Below are 11,875 nucleotides of genomic sequence, written 5' to 3'. Positions count from 1 at the left end.
TACGCAGAGACAGACAAACGCCGTGGCAGCGAACCCTGCTTCAAAAATCCTAAGTGTGATCCACCCGAGACTGCGCGTCGTCAGCAGCGATGACGCCGCACGCGCAGACGCCGCTGATCCCACCAGCTGTGATCCGGAGTTGCGGTAAGCGCCTGCCCGACAATGATCAGGGTAAGGTCAGCCCGCCCCCGTTTATCAAACAAGGTACAATCAGCGGTTCGCTCAAGAATATCATCCAGACAGCCCACAAACAAACGTTGCCCGGGCAAACCGATGCGATGTGCCAAAGCGATGGGTTCGTTGCGCCCATAACCGCGTCGCAGCCGGCCCACCAACTCCTCCAGGGGGTAGTGGTTCATATAAATCAGCAGCGTCGCACCGGGTTGCGCCAGGTCTTCGAGGGCTGGCGCACCCGGTATTTCCGCCAGCACCCGCGAGGATACCAGGATAGTCCGCGTACAGACCCCGGAAAGGTTCAGGGTTCGTTTCAACAGAGCCGCCGCGGCGTTGGCGGTGCCGACACCGGGCACAACCTCGGCTTTGTCGCCGAGGGCCTCGATGAGGGCCTGAAATGGAGAGAAAAAGGTCAGGTCGCCGGGTTGCAAAAAAACCACGTTGCCCGCATCGAGCAGCGTCTCAATATGCGCCAAAAGCTCGTCGAAATCGAAATCGTAAGGATCGAAAACCGGTCGTTTTGCGATCAGGCCGGCAAAAGTCTCGTCCAGGGGCGCAAAGGTAAAAACAGCCTGACAGCTCTGCAGCAGAGAAGCCCCGCGCAAGGTCAGCAACTCCGGATCCCCGGGTCCGGCACCGACAAAATAGACGCGGTTCATACCGCCGGCCTTTTACTCAGATAAATAAGGAATTCACGGTTGCCCTTGGGGCCGAGGATGGGACTCTCGGTCACACCGAGCACCTGGCAGCCGAGCTGTTCGGATAACTGCCGGATGCGCTCCACCACCGCTTGGTGCTGGCTTGCATCTCTGACCACCCCACCCTTGCCCACCGCGCCCCGGCCAACCTCGAACTGGGGTTTAATCAGCGCCACGATTTCAGCCTGGTCCGTTAGCAACCCCAGGGTTGCAGGCAAGACCTTGTCCAGCGAGATAAAGGATGCGTCAATCACCGCCAGGCTCGGTTTTTCCGGCAAGGCCTGCGGTTGCAGATGGCGGATATTGGTACGCTCGAGATTCACCACCCGGCTGTCCTGGCGCAGCGACCAGGCCAACTGACCGTAACCGACATCCACGGCGTAAACCCGGGCGGCACCACGTTGCAACAGACAGTCGGTAAACCCCCCGGTGGAGGCACCGACATCCATGGCGACCTTCCCCGTCACATCGACAGAAAAAGCATCTAAAGCCTTCTCCAGTTTGAGGCCGCCACGGGAAACATAGGGAATGTCCTCACCTTTGAGGCGCAGGGACACATCTGTGGCTACCTGAGCACCGGCTTTATCCACCGTGTGGTGCCCCACCACTACCTGTCCGGCGAGAATCAAGGCTCGTGCCCGCTCCCTGGACTGCGCCAGACCACGGACCACCAGCAGTTTATCCAAACGCTCTTTTTGAACTGAACTTTTCCCCATGCACGCCTCTTCTTTTCGCCTTTTGAAAGGACCAACAGGGTACCATAGCCCCCCTTGACGGGCAACCGTTTTACCGGTTTTGAACAGGCCCCGAGCCGATCCCCCACCCTCTGCAAAAACCCGCCACACCGATAGTGTATACGGCTCCATTTTTGCAACCCCGTATACCGCATCACTCTCATGAGTTAGCCATGCCACCGGAAAGCCGCGGGATCCGGGATCTGTATCGCATGGCTTGTCGACATTCAAAACGTATTCTGACACATGTTTTTGTCATCATTTTGGCGGATCTTTTCAAATGAACCTGTATTACCAGCGAAACACCCCGAAGTCTGTTACCAGCCCTTCGTTACGTCGAACCACAACCCGGTGCATCAAGCTGCTCGCCGGCCTTGTTCTGCCCCTGTGCCTGCTCATCACGACATGGAGTGCCTCGCCCTGCCGGGCGACCCCGTTAGCAATGAAAGTCGGTTTTGTTTTCGATGGCCCGGTCGGAGACGGCGGCTGGAACTATGCCCATGAACTGGCCCGCCTCAAACTCCGGGAGACCTTCACCAACCTGGAAACCATTTCGGTCGCCAATGTTGCCCCCGAAGACGCGATTCGCATCATTGAAAACCTGATACAACAGGGGGCGACAGCCGTATTTGCCACAAACGAAAGTTTTTCAGACGCGGTTGAAAGTCTGGCAGGTCAACATCCCGACACGACATTTTTTCTATGCGAAGGTCGCTGCCGAGGCCCCAATATCGTCACCTACTGCGGCAAAATATACCAACCGGCCTACTTAAGCGGCATACTCGCCGCCCGCATGTCCGATAAAAAACACCTGGCCTTTCTCGGAGGAAGTGCGACGCCGGCCAACCTGCGCCTGCTCAATGCATTTGCGCTTGGCGCCCAGTCGGCGGATCCTTCCATCGTCATCGAAGCGGACTGGTATACCCCCACGAACATATCGCCGACAGCCGACCAACTGGCCATGGAACTCATCCACAAGGGCGTCGACGTTTATTTCAACGGTATCCACTCCGCTCAGCCCATGCAGTGGGCGATGAACCATAAGATAGATGTCATCGGTTTCGCCACGGATCTGTCGCCTTTTGCTTCCGGACAGTTACTGACATCCGCAGCATTTGACTGGTCGGGTCTCTACATGAAGTTTATCCACGAACTCAAACAGGGAACCCTCGCTCCCGGCCACCGATGTGAAGGGCTGAAATCAGGCACCACCATACTCGGTCGACTGAGCCCTGCCGTGCCGGATGAGGTGGCAGCACATATCCGGGAGCGCGAAAAAGCCCTGCGAAGCGGCCGTTTGAAGGTCTTCAGCGGCCCCATTTACGATACGGACAACAGACTTCGCATCATCAAAGGCGCCAGTGCAACCGCCCACCAGCTGAAAAATATGGATTGGGCGGTTCGCGGCGTTACCGAGCATCACCTCTCCAGTGCCGCGAAAGAAGAAAAGTTCAAGATCTACATCGTGCAAAGCTATGAGAATGACCATGTATGCGGCATTCCGCAGGAAAAAGGCATCCGGGCGGTTCTGGAAAAGCATTTTGGCAAAGCCGTCGATATACGCAGTCATTACATGAACACCAAAACCCTTAACAGCAGCCCTGCGCGGATGCGGGCCGATGCGGCCAGGGCGATAGCCAAAATTCAGCATTTCAAACCGGATCTGGTGTACACCCTGGACGACAATGCCTTCAGGGAAGTGGGTCTGAAACTCGTCGCCAAGCCCTACCCGGTGGTATTTTCAGGTATCAACAAACAGCCGCAGGAGTATAATCGCAGCACCCGTTTCCTCGATCCCCAGGGGCGGCCATCCCGCAACATCACCGGCGTATATGAACAGCTTCACCTGCAAACGGCCTTGAATGTCATGCAGGAAATACAGCCAGACCTTCGCCAGGTGGTGGCCCTGCTGGACGGCACCCCCACCGGGCAGGCGATCCGCAAGCAATTGTTGCATGAAATCCCCGAAGGAGACGGGCACCCCCGACTGACCATTCGCACCGTCACTACCGTGACCGACTATCTTCGGGAAATTAAGCACATCAACGCCGACCCCGCGGTGCAGGCGGTTTATCCCGTAGTCCTCAGCATTAAAGATGAACAGCACCGGAGTATCGGCTTTCGAGACACGCTCAGAATATTTCTGCAGAATTGCCGAAAACCCGGAATTCCCGTTAATTTCGCCTTTGCCAAACTCGGCCTGTTCGGCGGAGCCTCCGTGGACTTCGCCGCCATGGGAGAGCAGGCCGGGAACATGGGAGTGCAACTGTTGCAATACAAGGACATCCGCCAGGTGCCTGTCGAATCGGCCCGAAAAGCGGTGATCACCTTCAACACCGCCCGAGCGAAAATGCTGGGTATCAATATTCCGGACAATATGCTGGCCAGCGCCCTGGTCTTCACCGATATGCTCTGCTTCGATGCGCCGTCTGCAGCGATCTCTCCAGTGAAAGAATAACCATGCAACCGATACCGTTCCACAAATCCCTGACCCTCAAACTGCTGTTGGCGATTCTGCCGATGCCCATACTGATCACGCTAATCGGTTTTTTCGCCTACGGCAAGCTGGTGCAGCATCACATTGTAGAAAACGTGCATACCAAGCTGGAACAACTGGAACGGATCAACCGCGGCTTACTGATCACCCAGCTGGAGGGTTTTCGCGAGCAAACCTTGCGCATCGCATCGGACGAGCAGCTTATTGTTCCGCTTAAATTGAATGTCTCCTTTCAGCTGAAAGCTTACCTGGATCTTTTGCGCGAGCAGAACGACTTGGCCTCGTTGGCAATCTACACGCCGGAAGGTTCACCGGTCGCCGAACTCGGCGCGGCCCCACATCAGTCCCCGTCGGCACTGTCCGACCACCTGAACCGTGCCATGACGCGCGAACCCCTGGCTTTTTTCGGCCCGCTGGTGGCCGCTGACAACGGCTCCGAACTGGCATTGATGTCCTATGCGCCGATTCTGTCCGGCAACAAGGTCATCGGGATACTGTTTACCGGCAAAGCCATGCAACTGGGGCCGGCTTTTTCCAACTCGCTGCTGATAAGCTTCGGCAAGGTCCAATGCCAAAGCAGCGGGGCCGATTTCTTGCTGCCCCTGGCGAAAACCGTCGACAGCGACACAAGCGAAGGTATCCTGACCCTGGGCAGTCCCGAGATATGCGCATCAAAAATGTTGCTGCCGTTTCATAACCAGACAGGCTGTTTTTTACTCAGCGGTTTCGATCAGCGCCAGGCGTTGGCCAGCAGCAAGCGCGTTTTATATTTAGGCATAGGCGTCTGCGCCATGGTTCTATTATTGATCGTGCCATACGCGATTATCCTCAGCCACCGCCTTACCCACCCGCTGATGAAAATCGTCGACATCGCCCGCCGCGTCCCCACCGCGCCCGACACCATCGAGTGGCTCCCTGACAGCGACAATGAAATCGGCATTCTGAACCGGTCCCTGCAAGCGATGACCGAGCAGTTGCAATCGTCCATCCAAGAGCTGCAACAGGCGCGACAACATGCAGAGGAGGCCAGTCGCGCCAAATCGCAATTTCTGGTCAATATGAGCCATGAGATCCGTACGCCCATGAACGGCGTCATCGGCATGACCGAACTGCTCCTCGACAGCCCCCTGGCGGAGGAACAACGGCAAATAGCCGACACCGTCGCTGAATCGGGTCGCGCCTTGCTGCAAATCATCAACGACATCCTCGATTTCTCCAAACTCGAAGCAGGCAAGCTGCAACTCGAAAACATCCCCTTCGACATCTGCGGCATAGTCGAGGAAGCCGCCGGCCTGTTTGCAGCGAAGGCTCAGACCAAGGGCCTGGAACTGGTGGTGGATATGGCCGACGACGTTCCTCCGCTTCTGTTGGGGGATCCCGGGCGGTTGCGTCAGGTTCTGGTCAATCTCCTCAGCAATGCCCTTAAATTCACCAAACAGGGATATGTCCTGGTGACCCTGCGTGCCCACCATATCACCGAGCAATCCGCTACCATCGTCGTCAGCATTCGCGATTCGGGGATCGGTATTGAGCCCCAGCATATACCGCAACTGTTCCGGCCCTTCAGTCAGGCCGATGGCTCCACCACCCGCAAATACGGCGGCACCGGCCTCGGTTTATCCATTTGTCAGGACCTTATCGGCCATATGGGGGGACAAATCCATGTTTTCAGCCAACCCGGGCAAGGGTCGAACTTCTGGTTTGAAATGACCATGACCAAAGATCCCGCCTGCGGCATGCATCATGTTGCCTGCATTCCCGAGCTCAAGAATATGCAGGCACTGATCGTCGACCCTCATCCCCTGACCCGTCGCAGCGTCCAGCAACAATTGCGGGAGTGGGGCATAAAGGCCAAAACCGCTGACCATGGAAAAAAAGCCCTGGCCATGTTGCAGGCCCAAAATTTCCAGATCATACTGGTTGCCCTTACCCTGCCGGACATGCCGGGGCGGGAACTGATCCAGCATTGCTGCGACGTTGCCCAAACGGTTCCGAAACATATCATCACCCTCGGCCTGACTGGGCAAAAACTGCCGCCATGCCGCATATCGGATGCCACGACGGTCAGCTACCTGACCAAACCGATACGCCCCTCGAAGTTACTGCTGCACCTGACCAATGCACCGCCGCTGGAAGATAACGTCCAGTCGCAAACACCCTGTCCGAACCCGGCGTCTGAAACCAGCACCCCGACCAAAGCCAGGGTTTTGCTCGTCGAAGACAATCCGGTAAACCAGCAGGTAGCCAAGGGGATGCTGGAAAAACTCGGATGCAACGTCACCCTGGCTGCCGATGGTCAAGAAGCCTTGACGGCTTACAGTCACAGTCCTTTCGACCTGCTGTTCATGGATTGCCAGATGCCGAATATGGACGGATATGAGGCGACACGCGCCATTCGTGCCGATGAAAAACAGCATCATAAAACAACCTGCCCCATTATCGCGATGACCGCGCATACTCTGCCGGGAGACCGGGAGCGATGCCTGAAAGCCGGCATGGACGACTATCTGGGCAAACCTTTTACCATGCGCCAGGTCAGAACCCTGCTGAACCGGTGGCTGTCCGCCCGGAATCACGATGAACCTTCCGCAGGCAACGAAGACCACACCCCGGCCGGCACCGCGGTCTCCTCCGGCCCCAGCCGCGACAGTGCCGAAGCGCCTCTGAATCGGGACGCCCTTGCCACGATCCGCTCGATGGATGGTCCCGAGCACCAAAGCGGACTACTCAACAAGGTCATCGATATCTACCTCAAAGAAGCACCGAACATGATCGGACGCATGGAACAGGCACTGCGCCAGGACCACCTGAGCGTGGTCTACCGGCTGGCGCACAGTTTGAAATCGAGCAGCGCCAATCTGGGAGCCGGCCCTTTATCCAACCTCTGCCGCAAAATGGAAGGCGCCAAAACCCTATCCCCTGAGCAACGGGAGCTTTTGATGGCTTCGATTCAAAATGAGTACAACCGCGTGCAATTTGCTTTGATTCAGGAAGGAGGTCCGGGATGACAGATCGAGAATCGACAAGGCCGGCCATGATTCAGATCGTGGATGACGACCCGGCCATGCGACTGCTGACCCGGGCCACCCTGGAACAAGCCGGGTTCTCGGTCATTGAATCGGCGGATGGCAGCGAAGGGGTGTCGCTGTTTCGAAAAATGCGCCCGGATCTGGTACTGCTCGACGTTATCATGCCGCAAATGGACGGTTTCAACGTCTGCCGCCTGTTGCGCAAACTTCCGGAAGGCAAAGAGATCCCCATCATCATGCTGACCGGCATGGACGATGTGGAATCGGTACGGAAAGCTTTCGATGCCGGTGCGACGGATTTCATCGGCAAACCGATCAACTGGCTTCTGTTGCGTTACCGGGTCATGCACATGCTGCGCTCCGCACGCCTGTGTGAAGATCTCAGGGTGAGCCAGGCGCGAATTTCACTGGCCCAGCGAATCGCCCATCTGGGACATTGGCATTTCAATTTCAAAACCAAGGATTTTGTCTGCAGCGACGCGGTACTCTCCTTACTGGACAGAAGAGATGACATATCCGTGCATAACCCCGAATCGTTGCTGCGGAATATCCACCCGGACGACAAACCGCGGGTACAGGCGGCGCTTGAAAACGCCATCGGCAACCGTCAACCGTATCAGGAAAATTACCGAATCAACGTGCAAGGTGAAGAGCGACGCATCAACAGTCAGGGGGAAATCCAAACAAACGGAAACGGCGAACCCGAGGCCATAACCGGCATCATTCAGGATGTAACCGATATTTATCACGCCGAACAGAAAATATTCCGCTTGGCCCACTTCGATGCCCTGACCGGTCTGGCCAAACGCAAGTTTTTCATGGAAAAACTGGCTGAAGCTGTTTTCCTTACCGAACACGGTCACGGACAACTGGCGGTCATGATCCTCGACCTGGATCGATTCAAGCGTATCAACGAAAATCTCGGCCATGTCCCGGGTGACCAGATCTTGCGTAAAATGGCCAAACGTATTCAAAGAAGCCTCCAGCAATGCCATGTCCTGTACCCGAGTTCTTTGACCGAAGACCATTGCATCGCACGATTCGGAGGCAACGAATTCGCCATCCTGCTGCCTGAAGTCCAGGATACCCATCAGGTCAACCGCATTGCCGGACACCTCCTCAAGGACATAGCCCAACCATTCACGTTCGACAACTGTGAAGTACTCATAACCACCAGTATCGGCATCTGCCTGTTTCCCGAGGGAAGCGACGATCAGCAAGACATCATCCGCAATGCCGACATCGCCTTGCGTCAAGCCAAAAGCCAGGGCCGGGACACCTTCCGGCTCTATCATCCGTCCATGGGCAAACCGACCCAGGATCGCCTGATCCTTGAAAACGATCTGCGCAACGCGCTCAAAAACGACGAATTCGTCCTGTATTTTCAACCCCAGGTGGATATACGCAGCGGACAACTTCTTGGAGCCGAGACCCTGATTCGCTGGCAACACCCCCAACAGGGACTCAAGCTCCCCGGCGCATTCCTCCCCCTGGCCCTGGAATCCGGCCTGATTATCGAGATTGATCAGTGGGTATTGCGCCAGGCCTGCGCCCAGATCGCCAGATGGCAGGCCGCCGGATACGACAAACTGCGCCTGTCGGTGAATGTGTCGGGACAGCTTTTCGCACAGGAGGGTGTCGCCGCTTTGATAAGCGACATTGTCCGACAAAGCGGCATCCCGACCGGTGCGTTGGAAATCGAATTGACGGAAAACACCCTCATGCAGAACAACGCACAAACCATCAGCACCCTGACCGACCTGAAACAACTCGGTACCAATATCGCCATCGACGATTTTGGTACCGGATATTCTTCGTTGAGCTATCTGAAAAATTTTCCCATCGACACCCTCAAAATCGACCGCTCGTTCATTCGCGACCTGGAAAACGCCCCCGGCGACATCGCCATTACCCGTACGATTATTGCCCTGGGTGAAAATCTCGGGCTGACCACCATCTGCGAAGGTATCGAAACCCATCAGCAAAAGGACCTCCTGGTGGATCTGGGGTGCTATATCGGGCAGGGTTATCTTTTCGCCCGACCTGAAAATCTCGAAGCTTTCTCCCTGCGCCTGGCGCAACAGAAAAACCGAAATCGCGTCGGCCCCGCCGTTTCCGAGAACCAAAATGACTCTTCTCAGTCCGAACAGGAATTTATGCACTATAATTTGGGGCAGTGATGCTTCGACAACGCAGGCTTACCAAGTGAAATAAAAACAGATATGCCGATGTCAGCGACGGCCCCTCGGCCCACTCCTGACATCCGACCGCGCCGGGAGTACATCAACCATGCAACGTTCGGCACAAGAATGGATCGACCACCTGGATTTGATCCGCCATCCGGAAGGCGGCTATTTCCGCGAATCATACCGTGCCTCGGAAACCATACCCGCCAACGCTTTGCCGCATCGCTACCAGGGCTCACGCCACTATGCCACGACCATTTACTACCTGCTGCAGAGCAACGACTTCTCTGCTCTGCATCGCCTGGCATCCGATGAAATATGGCATTTTTATAGCGGCTCGCCCCTTGATATCCATATCATCGACCCCGGCGGCCAATATCGCAGGGCATGCCTTGGGAACGATCCTCAAAAAGGTCAATCCTTTCAGATAGTCATTACAGCCGGATGCTGGTTCGGCGCCACGGTCACCCGACAAGACAGTTATACCCTTACCGGATGCAGCGTATCGCCGGGATTCGATTTTGCCGATTTCGAACTGGCGGACCGACAGTCCCTTATCGCCGCATACCCGGCCCATGCCGATGTTATCCGACGCCTTACACGTCGATGACCGCAACGCCCCTTACACTTGACAACCATCGAACCTTTGGGCATATTGCAAAACCATTGCATCAGACCAAAACAGCCCTTTATAACGGGAGGAAAAAATGATCGGGACCCCACTTAAAAAATCCGCCACCAAATTGATGATGCTCGGATGCGGCGAACTGGGAAAAGAAGTCGTCATTGAAGCCCAGCGCTTTGGCATCGAAACCATCGCCGTGGACCGCTATGCCGATGCTCCGGCCATGCAGGTCGCCCACCGCAGCCATGTTGCCAACATGCTCGACCGGGATGCCCTGGAACGCATCATCAAGCAGGAATCGCCGGATCTCATCGTCCCGGAAATCGAAGCCATCAACACCACCTTCCTGCTGGAGCTGGAACAGCAAGGCTTCCGTATCATCCCGACCGCCCGGGCCACCAATCTGACCATGAACCGCGAAGGGATCCGCCGTCTGGCGGCAGAAGACCTGAATCTGCCGACGGCTGCCTACCGGTTCGCATCCAGCTATGAAGAATTTTGTCAGGCAGTTGAGGAAATAGGCCTGCCTTGCGTTATCAAACCGATCATGAGTTCTTCCGGCAAAGGCCAGAGCACCGTCAAGACTCCCGATGACATCGAAAAAGCCTGGAACTACGCCCGCCAGGGCGCGCGCGGTGCCGGCGAACGGGTGATTATCGAGGCCTTTATTCCCTTCGATTACGAAATCACCCTGCTGACCGTGCGTCACGTCGACGGTACCAGTTACTGCCCGCCCATCGGTCACAGGCAGGAAGGCGGCGACTATCAGGAATCGTGGCAGCCTATGCCCATGACGGATAAAGCTCTGGCCGAAGCCCAGCGTCAGGCCAAGGTCATTACAGAGGCCTTGGGCGGAGCGGGACTGTTCGGTGTCGAGTTCTTCATCCAGGGCGATACCGTCTACTTCAGCGAAGTCTCGCCACGCCCCCACGATACGGGGATGGTCACCATGGCGACGCAGAATATGTCCGAATTCGAACTGCACGTGCGCGCGGTTCTGGGCCTGCCGATACCCGCCATCGAACTGCTCTCCCCCGGCGCGTCCCACGTCGTTCTGGCCGGCGGTCAGGACGACGAAGTCAGCTTCTCCGGCGTTGAGGATGCCCTGCGCGTACCCGGCAGCAAAGTGCGTCTGTTCGGCAAGCCCGACAGCCGCCCCGGCCGCCGCATGGGCGTAGCCCTGGTGGTCGCTCCCGACGTCGATACCGCACGTAAACGAGCTGAAGAAGCGGCCGGCAAAATCCGGGTTGAACCCGTCAAATAGCCCCCGGCAAACAGAAACGAAACAACGGCCGAAGTTCCCGGGAACTTCGGCCGTTGTCACTTGTCACTTGTCACTTGTCACTTGTCACTTGTCACTTGTCACTTGTCACTTGTCACTTGTCACTTGTCACTTGTCACTTGTCACTTGTCACTTGTCACTTGTCACTTGTCACTTGTCACTTGTCACTTGTCACTTGGGATTGTGTACAACGATCTCTCCCGCAGTCAATGGACCCGGATTTTCGCGTCCCGCAAACCGCTTGCCGCGTCCCTCCTTGCTTGAACCTTGAACCTTTTCCCCCAGCACACTTGACGAAACCGATTTTCCCTGCACAATCATTAGAATAACCATGATTTGTCACACCGCAGGCAACGAATCGATGGATCAGCATTTAAAAATAATTCGGGAACTTTTAAACAAGGATCCGGTTCTGGCCGAGTACAAAGCCTACAGGAACGGCGGTCAAATCCATCTGGTCTGCAGTTGGGGGGATTTTGCCCGTCTCACGCCGGAAGCACACCCGGAACGCTGGAAGATGGATTTCTTTCTTAACAGGGATCGCTGGCGGTGTCTCGACTTCACCGGCACGCTTGAAGAATGTCTGGAACTTCTGTGTGAAGCACCTCACTACCTGTTCTGGGAAGGATAACAACCCCTGCCCCAAAAAC

Annotated in this window: 8 protein-coding genes; 6 read left to right on the top strand and 2 right to left on the bottom strand. The window is 56.2% G+C overall.

The features are described from left to right. Positions 1-80: 80 nt before the first annotated feature. Together PCAR_RS06120 and PCAR_RS06115 are read right to left on the bottom strand one after the other, a co-directional pair. Positions 81-833, bottom strand: coding sequence for an SAM-dependent methyltransferase (locus tag PCAR_RS06120; RefSeq protein WP_011340778.1), 753 nt, complete (start codon positions 831-833; stop codon positions 81-83). Beyond that, positions 830-1,588, bottom strand: a complete 759-nt coding sequence (locus tag PCAR_RS06115; RefSeq protein WP_011340777.1) for a TlyA family RNA methyltransferase — start codon at positions 1,586-1,588, stop codon at positions 830-832. The genes PCAR_RS06120 and PCAR_RS06115 overlap by 4 nt, the downstream gene beginning before the upstream one ends. Before the next feature lie 298 nt (positions 1,589-1,886). Between PCAR_RS06115 and PCAR_RS06110 the strand changes: the two genes are divergently transcribed. The 6 genes from PCAR_RS06110 to PCAR_RS06085 all read left to right on the top strand — a co-directional run bounded on the left by PCAR_RS06110 (position 1,887) and on the right by PCAR_RS06085 (position 11,856). Then, a complete protein-coding gene (locus PCAR_RS06110; RefSeq protein ID WP_011340776.1) occupies positions 1,887-4,064 on the top strand; it encodes an ABC transporter substrate binding protein in 2,178 nt (725 codons plus the stop codon). Positions 4,065-4,066: 2 nt separating this feature from the next. Beyond that, positions 4,067-7,111, top strand: a complete 3,045-nt coding sequence (locus PCAR_RS06105; protein ID WP_011340775.1) for a response regulator — start codon at positions 4,067-4,069, stop codon at positions 7,109-7,111. Further along, a complete protein-coding gene (locus tag PCAR_RS06100) occupies positions 7,108-9,312 on the top strand; it encodes a two-component system response regulator (RefSeq protein ID WP_011340774.1) in 2,205 nt (734 codons plus the stop codon). Before PCAR_RS06105 ends, PCAR_RS06100 begins: the two co-directional genes overlap by 4 nt. 109 nt (positions 9,313-9,421) lie before the next feature. Next, on the top strand, positions 9,422-9,928 hold the full coding sequence (locus PCAR_RS06095) for a cupin domain-containing protein (RefSeq protein WP_011340773.1): 507 nt from the start codon (positions 9,422-9,424) through the stop codon (positions 9,926-9,928). A gap of 97 nt (positions 9,929-10,025) precedes the next feature. Then, entirely contained in the window at positions 10,026-11,207 is a 1,182-nt protein-coding gene (gene purT / locus PCAR_RS06090; protein WP_011340772.1) for a formate-dependent phosphoribosylglycinamide formyltransferase, read from the top strand. 349 nt (positions 11,208-11,556) lie between these two features. Beyond that, the gene (locus tag PCAR_RS06085) at positions 11,557-11,856 is read left to right on the top strand and encodes a hypothetical protein (protein WP_011340771.1); all 300 of its coding nucleotides are present in this window, start codon (positions 11,557-11,559) and stop codon (positions 11,854-11,856) included. Positions 11,857-11,875: the final 19 nt, after the last annotated feature.

Origin of the sequence: Syntrophotalea carbinolica DSM 2380, assembly GCF_000012885.1 — a bacterium.
Taxonomy (GTDB): Bacteria; Desulfobacterota; Desulfuromonadia; order Desulfuromonadales; family Syntrophotaleaceae; genus Syntrophotalea; species Syntrophotalea carbinolica.
This window is presented reverse-complemented; position numbering and strand designations above follow the sequence as displayed.

What these genes read in the sequence shown, in the direction of transcription:
- PCAR_RS06095 (WP_011340773.1), top strand. Translation starts at nt 9,422, where the DNA reads ATGCAACGTTCGGCACAAGAATGGATCGACCACCTGGATTTGATCCGC.
- PCAR_RS06105 (WP_011340775.1), top strand. Translation starts at nt 4,067, where the DNA reads ATGCAACCGATACCGTTCCACAAATCCCTGACCCTCAAACTGCTGTTG.
- PCAR_RS06110 (WP_011340776.1), top strand. Translation starts at nt 1,887, where the DNA reads ATGAACCTGTATTACCAGCGAAACACCCCGAAGTCTGTTACCAGCCCT.
- PCAR_RS06115 (WP_011340777.1), bottom strand. Translation starts at nt 1,588, where the DNA reads ATGGGGAAAAGTTCAGTTCAAAAAGAGCGTTTGGATAAACTGCTGGTG.
- PCAR_RS06085 (WP_011340771.1), top strand. Translation starts at nt 11,557, where the DNA reads ATGATTTGTCACACCGCAGGCAACGAATCGATGGATCAGCATTTAAAA.
- PCAR_RS06100 (WP_011340774.1), top strand. Translation starts at nt 7,108, where the DNA reads ATGACAGATCGAGAATCGACAAGGCCGGCCATGATTCAGATCGTGGAT.
- purT (WP_011340772.1), top strand. Translation starts at nt 10,026, where the DNA reads ATGATCGGGACCCCACTTAAAAAATCCGCCACCAAATTGATGATGCTC.
- PCAR_RS06120 (WP_011340778.1), bottom strand. Translation starts at nt 833, where the DNA reads ATGAACCGCGTCTATTTTGTCGGTGCCGGACCCGGGGATCCGGAGTTG.